This is a genomic window from Mesorhizobium sp. C268A (genome assembly GCF_040324475.1).
In the GTDB taxonomy this organism is placed as follows: Bacteria; Pseudomonadota; Alphaproteobacteria; order Rhizobiales; family Rhizobiaceae; genus Mesorhizobium.
This window is the reverse complement of record NZ_JAMYVX010000001.1, coordinates 2,269,197-2,291,339: the sequence shown is the minus strand read 5'-3', so window position 1 is coordinate 2,291,339 and position 22,143 is coordinate 2,269,197. Positions and strand designations below refer to the sequence as shown.

Annotated in this window: 14 protein-coding genes and 5 pseudogenes; 7 read left to right on the top strand and 12 right to left on the bottom strand. The window is 59.6% G+C overall.

Annotated elements, in window-relative coordinates; all coding sequences use genetic code 11:
• The first annotated feature begins 79 nt into the window (after positions 1-79).
• Positions 80-1,300 carry an ATP-grasp domain-containing protein gene (locus NKL06_RS11035; protein ID WP_352580267.1) on the top strand — a complete coding sequence of 407 codons (1,221 nt, stop codon included), beginning with the start codon at positions 80-82 and terminating at the stop codon, positions 1,298-1,300.
• 958 nt (positions 1,301-2,258) lie between these two features.
• Positions 2,259-2,471 (top strand): annotated as a pseudogene (locus NKL06_RS11030) (IS256 family transposase); the annotation flags it as partial.
• Between the two features lie 193 nt (positions 2,472-2,664).
• On the opposite strand, the gene NKL06_RS11020 reads toward NKL06_RS11030, so the two are convergent.
• The 5 genes and pseudogenes from NKL06_RS11020 to NKL06_RS10995 all read right to left on the bottom strand — a co-directional run bounded on the left by NKL06_RS11020 (position 2,665) and on the right by NKL06_RS10995 (position 9,215).
• Entirely contained in the window at positions 2,665-3,894 is a 1,230-nt protein-coding gene (locus tag NKL06_RS11020; RefSeq protein ID WP_023693496.1) for an ATP-grasp domain-containing protein, read from the bottom strand.
• Between the two features lie 929 nt (positions 3,895-4,823).
• Positions 4,824-6,107: pseudogene (locus tag NKL06_RS11015) on the bottom strand (IS5 family transposase).
• A 449-nt stretch (positions 6,108-6,556) separates the two neighbouring features.
• Positions 6,557-7,765: an IS91 family transposase gene (locus tag NKL06_RS11010; protein WP_023693497.1), complete on the bottom strand. Its 1,209-nt coding sequence runs from the start codon at positions 7,763-7,765 to the stop codon at positions 6,557-6,559.
• Positions 7,766-7,775: 10 nt separating this feature from the next.
• Positions 7,776-8,636 carry a site-specific integrase gene (locus NKL06_RS11005; RefSeq protein WP_352487742.1) on the bottom strand — a complete coding sequence of 287 codons (861 nt, stop codon included), beginning with the start codon at positions 8,634-8,636 and terminating at the stop codon, positions 7,776-7,778.
• A 281-nt stretch (positions 8,637-8,917) separates the two neighbouring features.
• A pseudogene (locus tag NKL06_RS10995) lies at positions 8,918-9,215 on the bottom strand (hypothetical protein).
• Positions 9,216-9,290: 75 nt separating this feature from the next.
• Here NKL06_RS10995 and NKL06_RS10990 point away from each other — a divergent pair.
• Positions 9,291-9,504 (top strand): annotated as a pseudogene (locus tag NKL06_RS10990) (helix-turn-helix transcriptional regulator); the annotation flags it as partial.
• Between the two features lie 323 nt (positions 9,505-9,827).
• Here NKL06_RS10990 and NKL06_RS10985 read toward each other — a convergent pair.
• Positions 9,828-10,508 carry an OmpW/AlkL family protein gene (locus NKL06_RS10985; protein WP_031210613.1) on the bottom strand — a complete coding sequence of 227 codons (681 nt, stop codon included), beginning with the start codon at positions 10,506-10,508 and terminating at the stop codon, positions 9,828-9,830.
• A 187-nt stretch (positions 10,509-10,695) separates the two neighbouring features.
• Positions 10,696-11,122, bottom strand: a pseudogene (locus NKL06_RS10980) (prolyl oligopeptidase family serine peptidase); the annotation flags it as partial.
• A 1,190-nt stretch (positions 11,123-12,312) separates the two neighbouring features.
• On the opposite strand from NKL06_RS10980, the gene NKL06_RS10975 reads away from it, so the two are divergent.
• The 4 genes from NKL06_RS10975 (at position 12,313) to NKL06_RS10960 (ending at position 17,622) form a co-directional block, all read left to right on the top strand.
• Entirely contained in the window at positions 12,313-12,459 is a 147-nt protein-coding gene (locus tag NKL06_RS10975) for a hypothetical protein (RefSeq protein WP_156939155.1), read from the top strand.
• Positions 12,460-12,704: 245 nt separating this feature from the next.
• Positions 12,705-14,009: a lysine N(6)-hydroxylase/L-ornithine N(5)-oxygenase family protein gene (locus tag NKL06_RS10970; protein WP_023693506.1), complete on the top strand. Its 1,305-nt coding sequence runs from the start codon at positions 12,705-12,707 to the stop codon at positions 14,007-14,009.
• A 505-nt stretch (positions 14,010-14,514) separates the two neighbouring features.
• A complete protein-coding gene (locus tag NKL06_RS10965) occupies positions 14,515-15,294 on the top strand; it encodes a phytanoyl-CoA dioxygenase family protein (RefSeq protein ID WP_023693507.1) in 780 nt (259 codons plus the stop codon).
• 324 nt (positions 15,295-15,618) lie between these two features.
• A complete protein-coding gene (locus tag NKL06_RS10960) occupies positions 15,619-17,622 on the top strand; it encodes a class I tRNA ligase family protein (protein WP_023693508.1) in 2,004 nt (667 codons plus the stop codon).
• A 785-nt stretch (positions 17,623-18,407) separates the two neighbouring features.
• Here the strand turns inward: NKL06_RS10960 and NKL06_RS10955 are convergent.
• The 5 genes from NKL06_RS10955 to NKL06_RS10935 all read right to left on the bottom strand — a co-directional run bounded on the left by NKL06_RS10955 (position 18,408) and on the right by NKL06_RS10935 (position 21,914).
• Complete coding sequence (locus tag NKL06_RS10955) at positions 18,408-19,871, bottom strand: NAD-dependent succinate-semialdehyde dehydrogenase (protein ID WP_245267142.1); 1,464 nt, start codon at positions 19,869-19,871, stop codon at positions 18,408-18,410.
• A 78-nt stretch (positions 19,872-19,949) separates the two neighbouring features.
• Entirely contained in the window at positions 19,950-20,357 is a 408-nt protein-coding gene (locus NKL06_RS10950; RefSeq protein ID WP_156939157.1) for an insulinase family protein, read from the bottom strand.
• A gap of 25 nt (positions 20,358-20,382) precedes the next feature.
• Complete coding sequence (locus tag NKL06_RS10945; RefSeq protein ID WP_023693509.1) at positions 20,383-20,592, bottom strand: hypothetical protein; 210 nt, start codon at positions 20,590-20,592, stop codon at positions 20,383-20,385.
• Positions 20,589-20,963: a hypothetical protein gene (locus NKL06_RS10940; RefSeq protein ID WP_156939158.1), complete on the bottom strand. Its 375-nt coding sequence runs from the start codon at positions 20,961-20,963 to the stop codon at positions 20,589-20,591. Before NKL06_RS10940 ends, NKL06_RS10945 begins: the two co-directional genes overlap by 4 nt.
• Before the next feature lie 696 nt (positions 20,964-21,659).
• Positions 21,660-21,914: a hypothetical protein gene (locus NKL06_RS10935; protein ID WP_023693511.1), complete on the bottom strand. Its 255-nt coding sequence runs from the start codon at positions 21,912-21,914 to the stop codon at positions 21,660-21,662.
• Between the last annotated feature and the right edge of the window lie 229 nt (positions 21,915-22,143).

Genomic DNA, 22,143 nt, shown 5'->3' with positions numbered 1-22,143 from the left:
TGTTCACTACAAAGTCTGAGGTCAGGCGCGGCTGAAAAGATTAAGGCCGCAGCACAACACGAACGGATGGTCAACGCCAATGGCAAGAAGAGCGCTCATCCTGGTTGAAGGCACAAGGGCTAATGGTCTGCTATACGTCCAAGCGGCCCACGGTCTTGGTCTTCATCCAATTTCCCTGTCGTCCGATCCAGCTCAGTACGACTATCTTGCGGCGGATGGGATTGAGGCAATCCGCGTCGATACAGCCAATCTCGATGCGCTGATCCGCGAATGTTCCCGGTTACGTTCGACCTATGACATTGCTGGCATTACGAGCGCCAAGGAGTCGGTGTATGCGACAGTTGGCAAGCTCTGCCGGCATTTCGATCTACCGGGACCGAACCCGATATCGATTGAACGATGCTGCGACAAATTCACTCAACGTCAGCTCCTCGCGGAGGGGGGTGTTCCAATCCCTGCTTATCGCTTGGCGGCGAACGCGACGGACATACAAAGCGCTGCCGCGGAGATCGGATTACCGGTGGTTCTTAAGCCAGCCGTAGGCACCGGCAGCAGCGGTGTCCGATTGTGCCGCAACGTCGATGAGTTAGCCGAACATGCGACCTATCTGTTGGGCGGGAAGCACATATGGCGGTCTTCGCCGAGGATACTGGTCGAAGAATTCGCACAGGGCCCCTACTATTGGGCCGACATAATGGGAGATGAGGTCATTGGGATTTCCGCGGGTGACTTCGGGCCCCCGCCGCATTTTGTTATTCGTGAAGGCATTTTTCCGGCACCGCTGAATGATGACGAGCACGAGCGTATCGCCGATGTTTCGCTGAGCTGTTTGCGAGCTCTCGGCCTTGGCTGGGGGCCAACGTGCATTGAACTCCGGTGGACGAAGCGTGGCCCAGTCGTCATTGAAGTCACTCCGCGACTTGCTGGCGGTCCTCAACCGGTTCGACTGGCTTACGGTGTCGATCTCATCACCGAGCACATCAAGCTTGCCATCGGCGACGAATGGGATTTGCGCAGAAGGCATTCGCACATTGCTGCTTGGCGGTCCCTAGTTCCTGATCGCGATGGCATCCTCGATTGGATGGATGGCGACAGCCGGGCGGGTGCAGTACCAGGTGTCGCGGAGGTGAAATTTTATGTTGAACCCAAGACGCCGATCATCAGGAAAGGCGATTACCGAGACTCTTTGGGATATGTCATCGCTGTTTCACCCAGCCTTGCTCAGACCGAGGCGATACTTCAACGTGCCGTCGACTTGATAGATTGGTCGATCACACCATTTCCGGCCTTTGGCGAATAGGAACAATCTGCAGCCCTGCGTTCCCGCAACGGCGCAGTTGAGCGCCAAGTATGGGGAGATTGGATGCCACTTTCTAATGACTGTACCGAGGTAACGGACTGATTGTCAAATTGCCACGAAGTGATGGGAGAGACATGTCTCCACTTCTAGTGCAGCAAGACTCAACGGCCGCAACAATGAGCGCGGTCCGATTGCTTTTCCGGCATCATCGCCAATGAGCGCGAACCAAGGCAATCGCCCAGCGCAAATGGATGCGCGCGATCTACGGTACGCATCCTATTCGAGGCCGGGCGAAGGTACCAAGGTGAGCCTCGCCGGCCTCACGCCGGCCGATCTCTGTGCCTTCCACAAGGCCCTTTCGCCCGCGACGGCCTACATGTGGCGGTGTCGGCGACATTGATGCGAAGACGCTGAGTAAAAAAGCTCGACCAGCTGTTCGGCGAATTGCCTCAGAAGTAGGTGCTCGCCCGGGTCGCCGATGTCGAAAGGCCTGGGCTTGCCTACGGTGTCTATTGCGTCCTTGAGAGACGACCAGCTGTCAATCACCACTGAATCGGGACCCTGGTTTTTCACGCAAAAAGTTGGACGAAAATCACCCCTTAAACGGGGTTCTCATTCCATGAGAGATCACATGGAAATACATAGACCACAGCGGTCGCCGGATACGTCCATCGGCTGAAAGCGCTGCCAGGCAGCCTACTCGAGCCTTGCCGGATTGACGCGCCCGCTCGCCTTTGCCTTTGGCGAGCGCGGGCGCCAGGCTTCGACAAAATTCTCGTAGCTTTCCTGGGCCTTCCTGGCGATTTGCGTCTCTTGGTTCCGCAAGTCCTTGACATTGTAGGCATAGGTTGGCCACGCGTGCTGCCTTTCCTTTGCGGCTTGCCACCTGCAGTTCCAGGCCGTGCATCTTGTGAGCGACCAAGCTGGGCCGCGCCCACAGATACGGATGAGATCGACAAGCGCTTTCGCCACGGTGCGGCACCGGACCGTACGCACCAAGTGCGCGCTGTCGCACAAGACGGCCCGTCTCATGGTCTTCAAACTGATCATGTCCGCCGCCAAAACTTGGCGTCGCCTGAAGGGCGAAACTCAGTTGCCAATGGTCATCGCAGGCGTCAGATTCATCGACGGAGTCGCCATAACCGCGACACCCGATCATCGCGCCGCCTGATCGGCCCCGTCACCCAATTCCGGCCATAGCTCCCTCCAGGCTCCATCAGCGCTACGTTACCGAGCACAACCAGACACTCAAGCCATTCGACTGGACCGCCCGTCCCGACAAAATTATCGCCGCCGCAACGTGAGCACCAAGTTTTAGATTCCATCCAGCGCAACTCCGTACGCCGGCAGGTAAGGGCCGCAGACTATTCCTTTTCGCCAACTGTCGGAAATGGCGTTATGGACCAATTAATCAACTCAACGGCACGCTGAAGTATCGTTTCCGTCTGAGCATGGGTGGCTGAAGCAGCGATGATATATCCGAGGCAGTCTCGGTAATCGCCTTTCCTGGCGATCGGCGTCTTGGGTTTAACATAGAATTTGACCTCGGTGACACCTTGTATAGCAGCCGCCTGGCTATCACCATCGATCCAATCGATCGTGCCATCGCGGTCAGCAACCAGGAACCGCGCGGCCGCAGCGTGGGAATGCCTTTTGCGCAGCTTGCATCTATCGCCGATGACAAGCTTAATGTGCTCGGTGATGAGATCGATGCCGTAAGCCAGCTCAACTAATTGAGGAGTCGGCGAGCCCGCAAGTCGCGGATTGACTTCAATGACGACTGGGCCACGCTTCGTCCACCGGAGTTCAATGTTCGTGGGCCCCCAGCCAAGGCCGAGAGCTGGCAAGCAGCTCAGCGATGCATCGGCGATACGCTTGTGCTCGTCATCAGTAAGCAGGGCCGGATAGCTCCACTTATGATAGACGAAATGCGGTGGTGGGCCGTAATCACCGGAGCCGATCCAAACGAGCTCGTTGCCCATTATCTCAGCGCAATACTGGGGCCCTTGTGCGAATTCTTCAACCAGTATCCTCGGCGAAGACCGCCAAATTCTCTTTTCGCCCAACAGATAGGTCGTATGTTCGGCCAACTCATCGAGGCTGCGGCACAATCGGACACCGACGCTGCCTATTCCTACGGCTGGCTTGACGACCACCGGCATCCCGATTTTCGTGGCAGCGCTTTCTATCTCCATCGCATTCGCTGCCAGGCTATAAGCAGGTATTGGAACGCCGGCCTTTGCTAGGAGCTGACGTTGAGTGAATTTGTCGCAACACTGCGCAATCGATTCTGGGTTGGGTCCCGGTAGATCGAAATGCCGGCAGAGCTTGCCAACCGTCACATAGGCCGACTCGCTGGCAGACGTAATGCCAGAAATCTCATAGCTCGCACGTAACCGGGAACATTCGCTGACCAGCTCATCGAGATTGTCTGTATCGACCCTGATGGCCTCACCCTCTTCCGCTGCAAGGTAGTCATTCTGGGATGGATTAGCCGACAGGACAATTGGATCAAGGCCAAGACGCTTGGCCGCTTGAGCGTAGCGCAGACTATTACTTGCGCCTTCAATCATGATGAGTGCTCTTCTTGCCATGGCTCTTGACTCCGATGGTTGTTTGCTGCCTGGCTGCCCGAGTCCAAAGCGGCATCAGCCGTTGCTAAACTCAAACTGCGCATTCAACGTACCAGTCTCAGCGATTTGCGGTCGCAAAGATCGTGTAAATTTATGTGAAGGTGACCTGTTGCAACTGTGGATTAGTCGGCAAGGACGATTGGTGAGTTGCTGGTCAGGCGGTGAGAATGCAAATTGCTCGATAAGGAGGGATTGGCATTAAAGCTTTTTGCGCATCGAGACGAATCTGCCGCGGGAGGGTTGTCTTCCTGGTCGACATAGGTCGCCGATGGAGCTTCGCGGGGTTGAATGTGAACGACGCACTATGCTGGATCAGCGGTGCAACACCATCAGCGGAATGGCTTGGCCCATGTCACGGCAGGGACGCCTCAGACGCTCGGACCTTGCTATCCGCGATATTTCACGTTGTGGCTCTTGCATTTGGGTCAAAAGCGCAGCAACCACGCGGGTGTGGATCGGCGGCGAGCCGTGACCCGACGAGGCTGGGCTGGGGAGTTCTCGCGTCGGAATCCAGCCTTCCGGCACGATCTGGCGCATGCACTGGAGCGCGCCGAATGGCTGGAACATCGGACATCGCTCTCCATCATTGCGTCGCGTCGACCTGCCGGGTTGGGGCGTTCTGTTTCGCGGACTCCCTCGGGCGTGATGCTACCGTATTTCTGCAACGGCTATGGGCTCTCGAATGTCTCAACTGTCTTACCGCGGACGGGCGACTGCCAAAAACTCTGTTTCCGCCGGATGCGCGTGACCTACGCTTCGTCCTTCAGGCGCCCAACGGTTCGCTTGCGGGGGCTTCGCACCGGGAATCGCTGAAGCGCTAATCGGCGAACCGCGGGTCCAGGCCGACTGGAAAGATCCTCGCGATCGTCGGCCGTGAACAATGAGAGGGATCAGGCTTCGAGTTCCTTCGGCTGAATTTGAGGGGCGGCGAGGAGAATCCACAAAAGAGCCTTCAGCCACCTGAGCAGGAGGGAGAAGTTGTAGCCGGCGGCCGCCAGGATGGCGTTGACGGCGTCGCCCTGCTTGCCGGCGAGATAGTTGCGGCCCATCCGGTGCTCGGCCTTGATGTGGCCGATCACGGGCTCGACGGCCGATCGCCGCCGCATCTGGCGCTTGATGGCTGGGGTGACGCGGCGTTTCTGGCCGCTGGTGAAGACCCTGAACTTGTGGCTCTCCGGTGCGTTGTGGCCGCGATAGCCGGCGTCAGCGAGAACGCGGCTGATCTCGTTGCCGATGGTCTTTTCCATGTCAGGGATGATCGCTGCGAGCGTGTAGCCGTCATTAGGGATTCGCCGGGCAGCGCTTTTGCATGCAGGGCGAACTGGCCACCCTTTGAACGCTTCAGCGTGGTGGCCACCGACACCTTCACCCCGAACTCGTAGGGTGCATGCGCCTTGCCCTTACCGATGCATTCCACCTCGTGCACATGCAGGCTGTAGATTTTGCGGCCGCGCTGGCGCTGACGCTGCTCGAGAACGGTAGAGGCCTGGTAGAACGACCATTTGAAGAGCGCGTCCAGTTCCGCATCGCCGGCGATCCTGGCGGGAGATGTCGCGAACGGTCCGGCCGAGATAGGTCTTTAGCCTGCGCAGCGCCTTATTGGCCCGCTTGAACTGCTTGGCGTGCGCATAGCGCTGCTGCTTGATCAGCGCCAGCTTGCCGACCCGCACATAGGTCTGGCGCAAATCCAGCCCCGCCCGTTTGGCCAGCCTCACCAGCCGTTCGCGGGCCCGGTGGATGAGCTTGGCCTCGGTCGGGAACATCACGTTCTTCGGCTGCACGGTCGTGTCCACGATCACTTGGCGCGTGTCGGTCGGCTTCATCGCCCCGGTCTTGACCGCAATGCTGAGGCTTTCCTGCAAAAGCGCGACGATCCGCTCCTCGCCCATGCGGCTGCGCCAGCGCGTCATCGACGAGCGGTCGAAGGGCAAGTCGTGGCGAAAGAACTCCTCGCCGCACAGATACTGGAAGTAGGGGTTTTCCACCCAGCGCTCGCACAGCACCCCGTCCGACAGGTTGAAGGTGCGCTTGAGGATCGCCAGCCCCGCCATCAGCCGGGTCGGCAGCGGCGGCATGCCGGGACCGTCCGAATAGACCGCACCGAAACGCTCCTCCAGCACCGGCCAGTCGATCGCCTGCGCCAGGCGCACCAGCTCGTGCTTCATGTTGATGATTTGATCGAGCCTGGAGCGGAAAAGATCCTGCTCTCCCGTCTGCGTGGCCTGGACACTGCGTCCCCCTCGATTCGCCGCCGCCGACCGAGTGAATCTGGAGGGTTCTGTGTAGTCGCGGGCGCGATTGGGCGGGCACGCACGGGTCGCGACTACATTGAAGCCTGATTGAACTGAACCGCGGGATGGCGAGCGGGGCTATGGGGATTTAGGGCTCGACAGTGTGTCCGAGGCGCCGGAGCGGGCTCGCCGATCGCTCTTGGGCGGTCGCCCGTCGTCGCGATGCAGGACCATCTGCGACGCGAGAGACGGCGCCATTGGGTCGTTGACGCTGAGGTGTAGCGTTGCTGGCGACAGCCAGGCTGCGACTTTGACTAGCGGCGCGCAAAGGCCCTTCGGCGACTGTAGCAGACGCCGGGATGGACGGTGCGAGCGTGTCGGTGCGCAACGTGTCATGAGGTGTCTGGCCAGGTCGGGGCCTTGCGCGGGATCGGGCCGAGCGAGGCCATGGCGCCGCCGCAGCCCGGACAGATGTTCAGGGAGCGCCCTGTGAGACAGCGGTAACGCTGGCGATAGTCGGCGGTCGGGTCCGGCGTCAGCGGCGTGGGCGCCGCCAGAAGAAGACGGCACTGGGCGAGCTTGGCGACGCGGTGGCCGTTGGCGAGGAGGCCGTAATGGCGGATGCGATGGAATCCGTCTGGAAGAGCGTGCAGCAGGAAGCGCCGGATGAACTCGTCGGCGCTTAAGGTCATGAGCTTGTGCTTGGATTTGTCGTGGTGGCGATAGTCCTTCCAGCGGAAGCTGACCTTTCCCTGGTCCAGGCTCACGAGGCGGCTGTTAGCGATGGCGACGCGATGGGTGTAGCGGCCCAGATAGGCGAGGACCTGTTCGGGACCGCCGAACGGTGGCTTGGCGTAGACGACCCATTCGATGCGCTTCAGTCCAGTCAGTTGGGCGCAGAAAGTGGCAGGGTCGGCCAGGCTGGCGAGATCGCTGAAGAAGCGAAGCTGGCCGGCGTCGAAGGCGTCCTGCAGGCGCCCCAGGAATAGCCGCCTGAACAGACGCGACAGAACCCGCACGGGCAGGAAAAATCCCGGCCGGCAGGCGATCCATCGCTGGTCCCCGGCCTTCGCCGTGGCAGGATCGAGCGACAGGCCGCCGCCCGGCACGACGCAGTGGACATGCGGATGATGGTGGAGATTTTGACCCCAAGTATGAAGCACGGCGACCATGCCGATCTCGGCGCCCAGATGCCTGGGATCGGCCGCCGCCACCCTCAAGGCTTCGGATGCGGCCTTGAACAGGATCGTATAGACCGCCGCCTTGTTCTGGAAGGCGATCTCAGCGATCTGGGCCGGGACGGTGAAGACCACGTGGAAGTATGGGACCGGCAGCAGCTCAGCCTGCCGCTCGGCCAGCCACTGGGCGCGGGCTAGGCCCTGGCACTTGGGGCAGTGACGGTTGCGGCAGGAGTTATAGGCTTGCCGCACGAGACCGCAGTCGGCGCAGTGTTCGGCGTGACCGCCCAGGGCCGCGGTCCGGCACGCCTCCACCGCGGCCATAACCCGGCGCTCGACACGCCCGAGATGGCCGGCATGGTCGCGGCGATAATCAGCCCCGTGACGGTGGAATACATCCGCCACTTCCAGATCCGGGCGCATGGCGCGCGGCTCAGCCGGGCGGCGTGATCTCCATGCGGAGTTGGTCAAAAGGACTGGCAGTCCGGCCGATCACAGCCGTTGAGACCTGGGCGTATAGTGTCGTCGTCGCCAGGCTGCGATGGCCCAGCAGCACCTGAATGATCCTTATGTCCGTGCCGGCTTCCAAAAGGTGGGTGGCGAAGCTGTGGCGAAGGGTGTGCACCGTCACCCGCTTCTCAACGCCCAGGAACTCGCAGGCTGCTCGACAGGCGATCCCTAAGGTCTGTGGGTGGATCGGGCCGCGGCCATCGCGCCGAGGAAATAGCCATCGCCCCGGCTTGGTCAACCGCCAATAGACGCGCAAAATCTCCAGCAGCTGCGGCGACAGCATCACATAGCGGTCCTTGCCGCCCTTGCCCTGCTCGATGCGAATGATCATCCGGCTGCTATCGATGTCCGTCACCTGCAGACGCGCCGCCTCCGCGGCGCGTAAGCCCACCGCATAGGTGGTCATCAGAGCGACCCGGTTCCTCGTCCCCTTCACGGCCTGCAGAAAGCCGACCACCTCATCGGCGCTCAGCACGATCGGTAACTTGCGCGGCGTCCGGGCGTAAGCGATCCGCTCAGGCAGATCAGATCGACCAAGCGTCACGCCGTAGAAGAAACGCAAGGCGCAAACGGTCTGGTTCAACGCGCCCCACGAGACCCTTCGGCCCACCAAGTGGGCCTGATAGGCGCGCACTTCTTCATATCCCAGTTGATCGGGTGATCGTCCAAAAAATCGACTGAACTTCGCCACGTGATGCACGTAGGATCGCTGGGTCTCCGGTGACAAATTGCGGATCGTCAGATCTTCAATCATCCGCTGACGCAGAGGGCTTATCTGGGCCATCTGGGGTTCTCCTGTCTGGAAGGTTGGCTCGACACCAAATCTTCTCAGACAGGGACCTCCTCAGGCCAGACCCGCGCATCAGTTACCGCGGCAGCGGTTTAGTTCAATCACGCTCCGCAGCACAAGGGAATCGCAAAATCGAATTGCAAGAAAACAGTGCCCAAACACCGCAAATCCTGCAATTCCAAAGCCGACCTCCGCCCTAATCAGGATGCCAGATCAACGGTTTGCGGATAGTTCACGGCCGACGATCATCTGCGCGACCGCATCCGCCGCGCCATTCACTGCGGCCATACGCTCATGAATGGCGGGTACAGGGCGTTCGTTGCTTGAGCGCAAGGCAAATCCTTGTAACCAGTCGTGACCATCCAGTTCGCACGGTCGAGATGACTGCGCCTTCCGGGCGCGCTCCGGTACGATGCCGAGGATCAGATGCGCCATCTCTTCTTCGCTGGCGTCGTCGGCGGAAGTGTCCAGGTGCCTCATGTAGGTTGTAAAGTGCTCCTTGTCATAGGCTGTCAGGCCGTCCGACCATGGGACTTCATCGGCAATCGGCGTGTCCGATTTAGGCTGTAACATCGCTGGATTCGAAGCCCTCGGCCAGACGGATGCTCAATGACTACATATTATAGTGCAATCCGATGCTTGTCGTGCATGGATATGCGCAAGTGTCGGACGGAATGTGCAGAGAATCAGGCAAAGGAAGCGTCTGACGCAAGAGCAGCTTGCCGAGATTTCCGGGTTCAGCCAGCAGTACATCAGCGGCTCGGAGAAAGGCCGAAGAAATCCGACGATCATCACGATCTATGAACTGGCATCGGCCCTCGGCGTCAGCCACACGGATCTGGTTCGGCCCGACAAACAGGCCCTGACACACCCGACTTCCAAGCAATTGCTCCGCGCCCGCGCACCTGACGAGGCCGCGAGGACCAGGAGTACTCTTCCTGGTCCGGTGGAGCCGGGAGGCCGACCCTTCGTCAATTTCAAGTGTAGCCCCACAATCGGCTGCTATGTGTCGGATGGTAATTATCTCAGAACTTTCCTCCGGTTTCGGACACTTCCCGCCACCAGTAACAAGGCCGCTCCTCGAACATCCGGACGACTCGCCCGTGCAGCGCCGGCGTTGAAAGGGCGCACGAGGCGCCCTTCATTTTCGGATCGGCTACCAGCAGCCGTCTTCCCCTTTCGTGATCAGAAGCGGTAGGTGACACCTGCGCCTATCAACCAGGGATCGAGCTCCGCCTTTCCCGTCAGCTTCGCGCCGTCGACCGTGACGTCGAAGTCTGGCTTGAGGAAAAGCTTCTTCACGTCGAAGTTGACGCCCCAGTGCTGATCCACCATGTAGTCGAACCCGACCTGCAGCGCGGTGCCGAACGTGTTCTTAACATGGAGAGCATCGGCGCTGCCGGCATCCTGGTTATAAAAGATCGTGTAGTTCACGCCGGCGCCGACATAGGGCTTGAAAGCGCCGAAGTTGGTAAAATGATACTGCAATGTGAGCGTAGGCGGCAGCAGCCAAACCTTGCCGACATTGCCCAGCGCGCCGATCGTTCCTTGGCCCTCGATATTTGCATAGGTGGTGCCGAGTATGAGCTCGGCGGCGATGTTGTCTGTGAAGAAATAGGAGATATCGAGTTCCGGCGTCACCGTGTTTGAATAAGAAAGACCGGAGCCGGGCACTGCATTGACGTAGCCCGAATCCTCAGTAACGACCCCCAACGCACGCAGGCGGACCTGCCAAGGGCTTGGCGCTTCCGTGACCGAGGCTCCTGCCTGCGGGACGCACGCGGGGTGCGCAAGGTCCGCCGCAACGGCCTGCTGTCCCACCACCATGAGGATGACGGCCGCTGTTACCCCCCGCGCCACGCCCATTCGCTTTTTCGCCATGCTATTCTCTCCTTGCTCTTCAGAAATGATGCGATGCACTATGAAAAATCCTGCTGGAATCGACGGAGCGCTCATGCGCAGTTTGCGTGGGACAGCGCACACATTATTTGCGCCGTGCTCCAATCATCGACCTGTACTCACTTGTTGAACGTTGCCCTTTGTTTCCGTCCACCTATCGAACGCCATCGGCTTGCCAGCCGATCGCACTGCGAAGGAAATTGGTGCCCAGGGCAATGAATGCGCCCGCTCCCGATTGTTCTTGCCGGAGCAGTGCCCGCCCGCGCCGGGCTCGTAGAAGTAGGCGGGATAGTCAAGAGCCTGCAGCTTTGCGGCCATCTTACGCGCGTGGCCCGGGTGGACGCGGTCGTCCCGCTTCCTGGTGGCAAGCAGGAGGGATAGGGCTTTCCCGGCGTCGCGGCGTGATAGGCCGAGATTTCCTTTAGGAAAATCCATTCCTGCGGCTTGTCGGGATCGCCATATTCGTCAATCCAGCTCGCGCCCGCCAAAAGCTTGGTGTAGCGGCGCATATCGATAACCGGGACTCTGCAGAACACCGCGCCGAAACGCTCAGGATAGCGGGTAAGCATATTTGTGATCAGACACATCTTCGAGCCAAAGATAGGGATCATCGTCCGGGGCATTCAGCGTTGGTTGGAAATCGAATACGGTCATGTCCGGATAACATGAAGTATGGTGTCGACTGGAAAATAACCGCAACGTCCTGTCGGCTCGGAAAGGCCCGGTTTTCCCAGCTGCGACTGCATGTTCGGCGGGCTCGATCATGGCATGATTTCTCCTCAGTCCTTGCCGCAGCACGTTTGCGGATAGTCTTGCACGTGTCGTGCCAAACGAGAAAACTATTTCACAACAATGACATGGCTCTGACTGCCGTGTGCATCATGTTGACTTTGTCGCAGACCCGACAACGAGTGCACCCGTGACCGCCCTGATAGAACCTCCTGTGCGAGCTCGGTGGGCACTGCGGAATAGCAGTGAAGCTCACCGCGAACTGGCCGAGCTTCGGATCGACATCGGCGACGGGGCGATTGACGACCAGGACGTTGCCGGTGTCGGGCACGGCACGGCCTGAGGAGCTCCGCGGCGGCGATCATCGAATGACAGCGTTTGCGAGGGCTCCCATTCCTGGCCGACCGGTAGGCGCGCAAAAGACTGCTGCCTCATCCCTCCGCCTGGATTGAGCCGCAGCGATGGAATGGCGTCGTGCTTTGGACAGAATGGTCATAACGAATTCTGTTCCGGCTATCTGTACCCGAGATTCATTGATGCGCTTAGGCCGGGCATGCGCCCATCCGCGACCATCTGAGCATGAGCATCGATCCTTCACCAACATAGAGAATTGCTTCCCTATGAGAGAGGTCTCGCGGCGGACATGAGTTTGCGTCACTCTTCATGATCGCGGCCTCCGAGGATGTCGGGATCGAGCCAGTGCAACGGCACGATAGGGCGCAGGATCTGGCAGCTCTTGCAACTGCTGAGCTCGATGGACACGGCATATCGTGAACTGTCCGACAGAGACGCAGGGTTCTGCACTGTCTGTTCATGAACACTGTGCTGGTCCCCATAAGAAGTATTCTGATGCAGAGGGTGCCCAATTAGCTATTCGGAAAGGCGACATCCGAAGTGCAAATCGGGCGCCGCCCTGAAGCGTCCCCCTCAATGTCGGATTTCGGACAGGATCGTAATCCGCCAACCCATTGTTTAATAAGATTTCCTTCTCTGGCACGGCCCATGCATGGGACTCTCCGAACGCATCAGCGAGACGTCGTCCATGATCATGCGCACCGAAAATGCCGTCGCCGTAGTGAACACCGCGCTCTCGCCTGCCATCAAGCCGCCGAAAGGCCGGCACGTCATGGTCGGCCGGCGATTGGGCGGCTTCAAACACCTTAATGGGCCTGCAAAGCGTCTCGCGTGACGGCGACGCGGGCATCCAGACGAACGGAAAGACATACGTCGTTGCTCCACGTCGCCGGCCTGACCCCTCGATTTCACCGCGCTGGAATGCTCCGGTCTACATTCAACGACGCGAACGCGATGGACAAATTCTCGCAAACCCGGTCGGGACCGGTGCTCCGAAGGTCCGCGAGGGGGGCCCAATGGCTGTGGCCGATATTCGCCGCGAACAACCCGCCTAGTGGCAAGACTCTATAGGAGGAAGCAGTGGAGTTATCTTGCGTTGGGATCGGTGCTGGCCCGTCCAATTTGAGCCTTGCGTGTCAGCTACACGAGCAAGTTGGGAAAGGGGCGGTGTTCCTGGATCGGCAGGTCGACTTCCGCTGGCATCCAGGCAGTGCATTCGGTTCCTCGGAGCTCCAGGTCAGCCACTTCAAGGACCTGGTCACTCTAGTGAATCCGCGATCGGCCTACACTTTCGTAAACTTCCTGCACGAGAACGGGCGTCTGTATCACTTCCTGAACGCACAGTTCGAAGCCGTGCTCAGAGTGGAGTTCGAACAATACCTGAACTGGGTCTTCCACAGGAACCCACTTGTGCGTGGCGGCGAGACAGTGCGCGAAATCCGCTTTGATGGCGAGTTTCGGGTGCGGACGGACAAGGCGGTTCTCGGCGCCAGAGACGTCGTGGTCGGCATTGGCAAGCAGGCGCAAATTCCGCCTCAGTTCCAGGGCTGGACTGGACGCAACCTGTTCCACTCATCGGTTTTACTGCACATCCATCCTGAGGTGCGGAGAAAGCATGTCTGCGTGGTCGGCGGAGGCCAGTCGGGAGCCGAGGTGATGTTGCATCTTATCGGCCTGCCGAAAGAACGGCGGCCTGCCTCGATCACTTGGGTCTCGCAGCGCGAAAACTATCTGCCTCTGGACAACAGCCCGTTCACAAACGAGTTGTTCATGCCCTGCTTTTCGGATCGTTTCGCGGCGATGAGCGAGTCGCAGCGTAAGCTGCTCCTGCGGCGTTTCGTGCTTGCCTCGGACGGCATTTCGGAAAGCACGTTGCGCGCGATCTATCAGGCGCTGTACCGCCACGCATTTTTCGAGGCAAACCGATGCGACATCACACTGCGGCCGGGCTGCACCGTCTCGCACTGCATCAACGCCGGCGCGGGTCACAGGCTGACCCTGCAGCACGGCATGGTCGAGGTCGAAGAAGTCGCGGCTGACATCGTCATCCTGGCCACCGGTTACGAGAACGCGATGCCAGACTTCTTGGAACCCATCGCGCACCGGCTGGAGCATATCGACAATGAGTTAGCTATTCGCGAGGATTTTTCGGTGAGCTGGGACGGACCTCGTGACAGACGCATCTTCGCACAAAACGCGAGCCTCGGGCAGCGCGGCCTGGCCGATCCGAACTTAAGCCTGCTGGCCTGGCGCGCGCGCCGCATCCTCGATAGCCTTCTTGGGCGCGCGCCATGCGCGAACCCCGAGCATCCTGGCTTCATCAGCCATACCTCGATCGAGAGCTGGCCCGCCCCCGTAGCCGAAGAAATGGGCAGCGGGATATGACTCGTAAACTTCTGATCATCGGCGGTGGCATCCTGGGAATGACGTCCGCGTCCGCTGCGGCGAAGGCCGGAGGCTTCTCCGAAATCATCGTGACCGAACAAGTTCTTGGACCAAGCGGCGCATCGCATTATTCTGGGGGCGTGCATTTTCCCTACGGTTGTCAAAACCGTACCAGGTCGCTCACTCGAAAGAGCGCCGTGGTCTTGGCGGCCATGGCTGGGTCGGCCGTCAGCGGATGGTGCGGCCCTTTAGGGATGCGTGTCGTGGCTGGACCGGGTGAAGCGATTGATCCGGCCCAGTTTACGGAAGCAATGGACCCGACTGAGCCTGACATAGGCAGTCTCGCGCCGAGCTTCTGCGGACAATGTCCGCCGGAGCGGAACGCACTTAGCATCGCCGTCCCACATGACGTGAGTCCGTCTCCGTGGACCCGCAACTTGACCAGCGCCCGACTGCCCTAATTGGGATGTCCGACCAACAGTCTTTCCAACAGGAGGCTTTTCGCATGTTGACTGATGCACAAAGAGAAAAGTGGCAGAAAGACGGATACGTCAGGCTCGAAAGGTTCTTCGCTCCAGCCGCTCAGGAAGATATCTCTATTTTTGTCGAAGATATGTCACGCTGGGATGTCAGCGATGATAAATGGCTCATGTGGTTCGAGAAGACGACGGACAATCGAAAGATCGTCTCCAAGATCGAGAATTTTCTCGACTTCCATGATCCATTGCGTCGTTTGCTCTTAGAAGATCAGCGCATACAGTCAGCGGTCGAGGATTTGCTCGGCGAAGATTCGCGCAGGCTCAAGGAGTTGCTGATTTTCCACTACCCCGATAGCGGCGGCTATCTCCCGCATCAGGACATTTATCACATTCCACACAAGCTCCCCGACCGGATGGTCCATGCGGTGGTTGCCATAGGCATCGACGATTCCGACCCGGAAAACGGCGGGCTTTTCTTCAGCCCCGGCAACCACAAAAAGGGGGTCTTTCCCATGGATGCCGGTGGGGTGATCTATCCTGAAGTCGCCGAAACGTTCTCTTGGGAACCCGTAGTATGGAAGGCTGGCGACATCTTCATCTTCGACGATTACGCACCGCACTACTCACGACCGAACAAAAGCAATCGTTCTCGGCGGACACTCTACTTGGTGTTCCAGCGTGCCTCAACCGGTGGGCCGACCCGCGCTGAATATAACGTGCTTAAGCGCGCCCTTAACCCGCCCGAGGGCAAAGTGGCCGATCTCGATAATCTCAAGCCCCCAAATGGCATCTTCTATCGCGATTGAGCTCACGCAGCCAGGCGGAGGCATGCACACGAAACTGATCGACCGCTCAAAAAATGCGCGGACGGTATGGCGGTCTGATTTGCGGGCTCGCGGAGCATCGGACGCTTTGGCACGTGGATTGTGGACGTGGTCACAGGAGGTGTTCTGTGTGCCTACAGCCCGACCAGCGCCCCCCTTGGTTGCCCGCCTGCCGGCCCAGAGCTGCACTATCCTGGCCGGGCCGCCAACGGGTCGGGCTGCCGTTTCTCTCCATGAAGTGCACTTGAGGCTGTTCGTTGGCAGCCGAAGGTCCGTCCCACTCTTCAACAGCTTAGGTTCGTTGTCATGCGCAAATACACGTTTTCTCGAACGGAGCTGTCGCGAGCGTTCGGTATCGACACGGCCACGCTTGGAACGGGCAGTGCTCGCACGGGGTTTTCGTTCGGAAAGGTTGGACCCGGGGTCACATCCGAGCCCCATCGGCACGACGAAATCGAGGCCTTCGTGGTCCTGTCTGGTGCGGGCAAGGTCACCACCGACCTTGGGGAAATCTCGGTCGAGGCCGGCGACGTCGTTCTGTTCCATCCTTTTGAAGCGCATGTGCTGCGCAATGACGGGAACAAAGACCTGGATTTCGTCGATGTCTACTGGCGAGACGGCGAGGCCGCCCTTGATGCCGCTTTAAAGACCACGGCTCCACGCGGGCCGACCTTCGTCTTCTCCGCGCCGCCAACGCCAAATGGCGATCTGCATCTGGGGCATCTTTCTGGCCCTTATTTCGGCGCTGACGTCTATACTCGTTTCCTGCGCATGAAAGGAGTCGAGGCCTATCACCTGACCGGAAGCGACGATTACCAGAGCTACGTCGCGACACGCGCCGATGCCGATCAATCGAAGCCTGCAAACGTGGCGCGCTACTACGCCGACGAGATTCGTGCCACGCTTGCACTTCTCGATTGTGACGTCCACAGCTTCCAAGCCACAATGGGCGATGACGGTTACGGCGAGTTTCAAGCCGCGTGTTTCCGAACTCTTCTGAGCAGCACGGCGGTAGATCTGCGCCAGAGCCCTGCGCTTTTCGATGCTGTGACGGGTCACTATCTTTACGAGCCGGATGTCGGCGGCCTCTGCCCCGATTGTGGCGGCTCCGCCGCTGGCAACATCTGCGAGGAATGCGGCGCCCCAAACCTCTGCCACGACCTGGGTGCAGCGCGGTCACGGCAGTCTGCCGAAGCGCCGCTGGTCGGCTCCCTCCGCCGTCCGGAACTTGCCCTGGACCGCTGCTACGACAATATCGACCGGCATCTAAGGGCATCAGGCGTCCCGCTACGCATCTTGGATCTCTTCGCGCGCCTACGCCAACGCGGCGAATTTTCAGTACCCATTACCCACCCCTCGGACTGGGGCCTGCCGGCCGAAGGCTTCCCGGGGCAAGTGATCTGGGTCTGGCCGGAGATGGCCTTCGGTTTCCTTTACAACATCCAGGCGCTCGGCCGCTCGCTGGGTCGTGACTGGAAGGCGGAGATGCCCCGCAACGACTGGCAGATTGTCCATTTCTTCGGCTTCGACAATTCGTTCTACCACGCGCTACTCTACCCCGCTCTTTACGCCGAGGTCTTCTCCCACTGGACACCACGCATCCGCTATCACGTCAACGAGTTTTACCTGCTCGACGGCAAGAAGTTCTCAACCAGCTGCCGCCATGCGGTCTGGGGCAAGGAGGTTCTAAGCCCAAAGACAGTCGACGTCGTGCGCCTCCATTTGGGCTTGACACGCCCGGAAGGGGAGCGGACGGGTTTCACGCTGGACGCGCTGCGCTGCACCGAGAACGAGGTGTTCCAAAGCATCTGGCTGAACTGGCTTGAGGCGTTGAACCAGGAAATCAAGCACGATTTTGCCGGCCGTGTACCCGATGCAGGCGACTGGAGCCCGGTCGACCGCGCCTTCTTTGCTCGCATAGAGATCTATCGCGCTGCGATGGAGCGGGCATATTCGGACGAAGGCTTCTCGGTCCGGCGCGCGGCCACTCAGGTCTGCGAATTCGTGCGCGATTGCGTGATCTACCGTGGGGCGCAAGACTTTGCGGCGGCGCGACGTTTCTATCCCGCCCGCAATCGGACTTCGCTAGCCCTTCAGACGACGGCCGCTGCGATCCTGGCACCGACACTCGCTCCGTTAATGCCCCGGTTCGCCAGAACGCTGGCGCGAGGCATCGATGGCGTCTCAACCGAAACATGGCCCCGGTCCGTCCAGCGCCTTGCACCCGGGACGCGCTTTGATCTCAGACCCGTGTTGGTGTTCTACGCCAAGTCCGGCAATCCTCATCTCGATGAGGAGGAAGCACTATGAGCCAAAGGTGCACCAGTGAGCTGTCCCAATCTCGACCAGATTTGCGCGGCAACCAAAGCCGACCATGCCAAATATGCTGTCACTGGGGCGACCGAAGCCGCTATCAAACGGTAGAGACCAGATTAGCGGACCTGAACCAGCGCGTCGTCGACAACCCTGGCCCGCGCCTTCGAGGACCGCTCGGCCGATCGCTTCCCAGCCCTTGCTGTTCGTGCCGCAATGCCGTGTGGGCTCGACTGCGCTGACCAACCTCTGCGGCATCGGCATTCCGTCCTCCAGCCGGTCAAGGCTGTCATGCGATTCGACCCGCTTGGTCAACCTGGCGCCCTGGAACGTGCGCCGATCACCAATGTGAATGCGAATGCCTGCGTGATGCTATCTTCTATTCTGTCCGAGACTGTACCGACGCGGCATTCAGCCGAAGAACAACTGAGCTACTGACAATCGGAATGTAGCAGGTTCAAATTCGGGTCCGAAACCGGATATTGCTCACAACCAGCGTTCAGGATCCGGCATGGTGCACAAGCTTCCAATCAGACCCGCGCAAGTTCGTCTGAACTTATTCGGCTAGGGCCGCCAAATCGCAAGCGTATCCTCCTTAACATTCACGAGGTCTTCGCCGAAATGCAGACGCTTGTCGCGGGAGAGATAGATCCCTAAACTATTAGGGTACTCCTCGGGATTGCGTGTTTGCTCGGATATGGACCGCCCTAATTGAGGAGCGATTCTACAATCACATGTTTGGAAATCGCTCGCTAGGTACCCCGCCTGTGCAAGCCGATGCTTCAGATGCCGCCCATGCAGAGATATTTCATTTCGAGGTAATCCTCGAGCCCATGGCGGGATCCCTCCCGCCCGATGCCGGACTGTTTTATCCCACCGAACGGCGCCGCTTCCGAAGACATCCGGCCGGTATTTACCCCCACCATTCCGTATTCCAAGGCCTCGGCGACATGCCAAACACGCTTCAGGTTGGAGGCATAAAAATAGGCCGCGAGGCCGTAGATCGTTTCATTTGCATCACGCACGACCTGATCCGCATCTTTGAAGCGAATAATCGGTGCGAGCGGCCCGAATGTCTCTTCGCGCGCGACGGTCATCTCGCTGGTGACACCGGTCAGGACCGTTGGTTGGAAAAACGTGCCATTCGAGCCGATGCGTTTGCCCCCGCATCGAATCGCGCCGCCTTTAGCTACGGCATCGGCAATATGGGATTCAATCTTGGCCAAAGCCTTCTTGTCGATGAGGGGTCCTATGTCCACTCCGCGCGCAAAACCGTCACCAACTTGAAGTTGGCGAGCCCGTTCAACGAATTTCTCGACGAACTCGTCGTGAACGCCCGACTGGACGTAAAGGCGGTTCGCTGAAACGCAGGTCTGGCCGGCATTGCGGTACTTCGCCTGGATCGCACCGTCTACCGCGGCATCGATATCGGCGTCATCGAAGACGATGAAAGGTGCATTGCCGCCGAGTTCTAGGCTGACTTTTTTGATTTGGGCCGAGCACTGGCGCATGAGTAGGCGCCCGATCTCAGTAGACCCGGTGAAGCTGATCTTGCGGACCTTGGGATTTGTGCAAAGTTCGCGGCCGACCGCGTCAGCTTCGGATGCGTAGATCAGGTTGACGACGCCTTCGGGAAAGCCTGCCTGATGGGCGAGGGCGAACATTGCTCCAGCCACGAGCGGCGTCTGTTCAGCGGGCTTGAGGACGATCGTGCAGCCCGCCGCCAAGGCTGGGGAGATTTTGCGCGCCACCATCGAGGCCGGGAAATTCCATGGCGTTATCGTGCCGACGACCCCGATGGGCTGCTTGATCACCAACATTCGGCGGTCGGCCGATGGTGCGGAGATCGTCTCGCCATAGACCCGATTTGCCTCCTCGGCATACCATTGCAGATACGCCGCAGCATGCGATATCTCCGATTTGGCTTCCGCAAGCGGCTTGCCCATCTCCGCAGTGAGAATTGCAGCGAGATCGTCGGCGTGGTCGATGGTCAACTGATGCCATCGCCATAGAACGTCGCTGCGCTCACGTGCGGTAAACCCTGCCCATCCAGGCTGCGCGACATAGGCCTTGTCGATCGCAGCGCATGTATCCTCGACACCCATATCGGGTAGCTCTGCCAGCACTTCGCCGGTCGACGGGTTGAGAACCTCAAATGTCCGCTCGCCCATCCGCGTGCCAAGTGCCGGCAGGCGATCGATGGGTCCAAACAGGTCAGGGGATCGCAGGTGATCATCGGCGGGCACAGGGGCAATACCGGATTCCTCCTCAACGCAGCAGGTGTATATAGTCGGTGGGGTGTGTATTCCGGACGTAAAGGTTCCTTATAGGGCCTCGGCCATACAGCTAGCAGACCACGGTACCCAAGTGGGAGGGAGAATATCTGAATTCGCTACAGGACGCCTAGCGGTTCTACTAGTCGGGCTCGACGGTCGGTTGCGCGGTGGCAGGTCCGGCCCGCGCGCAACCTTTCCATAGGTCTTCGCTGCCAGCGCCTTCACCGTCTCAGGCTCTGCGTCGCCGGCCACCACCAGCACGGCGTTGTTCGGTATCCGTTGGAGATCGTGAATGCGTCGGTGCCGTTCAGCTTCTCCATCTCCTGCCTCCAGCCGTTGACCGGAATGCGGTAGGGCTGATTGGCCGCAACGTCGCGTTGACCTTCCCGTCCAGCAGTTCGTCTCTGTGCGGCAACGGCGCTCCTTCAGGATCGCGTTTCGCTCGCTCTCGATCATGGTCGTTTAGCGGCCTCGAAGCCCATCATCTCGCCCAAAGCGATTTATAGGCGGTGAGGGCGGTATTATAGCCGCTGACTGAGACGGCTCCGTCGAACTCGCTGTCGGCGCGGTTGGGCGTCGCCCTAAAGATCAGACGCTCGAGGGAAGGGGCAAGTTCGGGTTTGCCCGGTGGCTCGTCGGCGCTGCGGACCTTGTGCCAGATCATATGAAGTGACGATTTGCGCGGGGTCATGTCGACCGTTCCATGCCATCATGGAGCAGGAAATCCGTAATCTTGCCGCCGTCGGTGGCGGCCAGAGCCGGAGCGGTCGTCTCCAGGGCCAGGGCGGTGGCAGTGAATGCCTTGCGCAGCCAGGCGGCGATCGATGGCTCCGGTTGGAAAGGCAAGTTTCGAGGCAGTGATTTGATCCTCATTTTCCTGAACGGGCTGCGTCTTCGATCCCCGTGGGAGGATCGGCGGGCAGGCCGAGCCAGATGAATCATGCGGCCAAGGCTCACTCGAGCCTCATCTTGGGATGAGCCCAGGAGACCGGCGGCGGTGTTCTTGGGGGGATGGTCATTGGAGGGATTTTCCTTGATCCGCGACGCCTTGCGGACGACCACGCATGCACCGTGCCAGATCAGAAAACATTCGAGGCATGTGGACAAGTCAGTCTGACATGTTGTGCATCCGACATTGTGGGCCATCGAACAGGGCTGAAGGCGACGCGAGCACGGCTGAGAATATCTTCTTCATTGGAAGACGATTGGGCGCGCTGCTGGGGAAGGGGGACAGGATGCGCTTCGAAGGCCGCTGCACCGACGGTCAGAATTGAAATGTTGTCGCTCCAGCGGACCGATGTCCTCGACAGTCAGACCGGGGGTGCTGAAGGGTAGAGGCGTGAGCAGCGTAGCTAAGTGGGCGCGGACCCAGCTCGCGCGCGAAGACGGACCTGAAAAAAACGGCGGGTGGCGACATTCGCGAGGCGCTGGAGAACGAGGTCGTAGGACTGGGCGGGAAAAACGATGCCGTTGCTCTCTTCTGGCGTGATGGCCTGCCGCGAGGCCGTTGAACGTGATGAGTTGCTGCGGAAGGGGAGTGTTTTCGCGGGACCTTGGTCAACGTAAGAAACAAACGTCGAGCTCGCCTTGGATGGGGGCATGCAGCACATTTGCCGCTGCAGGACAGCAGCACGGAAGCTGTCCGCGCTTGCCGTCGTCCCTGGGAACCAAACAGCAGAATTTAGCGGTCGCGATTGATTTCATGCCCGCCTGGTGCGCTCGGCTGCAAATGCATGCCTGGCGGAGTGGTCGCTTAGGTCAAGAGCATCGCGTGAGTAACAGCCTTACCTTGCTCAATCTGATGCGCGCTAACCGCCTCGCCGGATTGTGGAACTGCTCGCGGGTGGCTTCTACCACAAACAGCAAGGTCATGAAATCAAGCAGGAAGCCGTCAATCGCTTGGGCGATTGTTTCTGACTTGCCCTTGAACTGGTCCAGCAAAACGCGCGCGCTATCGATTGCTTCCACGCTGGTCGCATCGATCAACCCCTCGACCCTCTTGAAACAATCCAACTCGAAACTCCTTAAGGCGCTCCCAAGGTGTTATGCACGAAGGCAGCTCCGTGAACTACCCGGCCTTTTGACCTGGCGGCACGAGCAGCGGTCGGCCTTACGTCCCGCGCCTCCAAACACGAGCCATCGACGTGGCGCTGAGGAGCGTTGGAAGAAATTGGGCGCTTCCGGCCACGCTCGAGCGGTAGTGTAGGACAGTGCTTGCTGGCGGCTACGCCCACAATGGAGT

Bases quoted from the DNA above. Each gene is read 5' to 3' on its own strand.
- NKL06_RS11035 (WP_352580267.1), top strand. From the start codon at position 80: ATGGCAAGAAGAGCGCTCATCCTGGTTGAAGGCACAAGGGCTAATGGT.
- NKL06_RS11020 (WP_023693496.1), bottom strand. From the start codon at position 3,894: ATGGCAAGAAGAGCACTCATCATGATTGAAGGCGCAAGTAATAGTCTG.
- NKL06_RS11010 (WP_023693497.1), bottom strand. From the start codon at position 7,765: ATGCGCCCGGATCTGGAAGTGGCGGATGTATTCCACCGTCACGGGGCT.
- NKL06_RS11005 (WP_352487742.1), bottom strand. From the start codon at position 8,636: ATGGCCCAGATAAGCCCTCTGCGTCAGCGGATGATTGAAGATCTGACG.
- NKL06_RS10985 (WP_031210613.1), bottom strand. From the start codon at position 10,508: ATGGGCGTGGCGCGGGGGGTAACAGCGGCCGTCATCCTCATGGTGGTG.
- NKL06_RS10975 (WP_156939155.1), top strand. From the start codon at position 12,313: ATGATCATGCGCACCGAAAATGCCGTCGCCGTAGTGAACACCGCGCTC.
- NKL06_RS10965 (WP_023693507.1), top strand. From the start codon at position 14,515: ATGTTGACTGATGCACAAAGAGAAAAGTGGCAGAAAGACGGATACGTC.
- NKL06_RS10960 (WP_023693508.1), top strand. From the start codon at position 15,619: ATGCGCAAATACACGTTTTCTCGAACGGAGCTGTCGCGAGCGTTCGGT.
- NKL06_RS10950 (WP_156939157.1), bottom strand. From the start codon at position 20,357: ATGATCGAGAGCGAGCGAAACGCGATCCTGAAGGAGCGCCGTTGCCGC.
- NKL06_RS10945 (WP_023693509.1), bottom strand. From the start codon at position 20,592: ATGACCCCGCGCAAATCGTCACTTCATATGATCTGGCACAAGGTCCGC.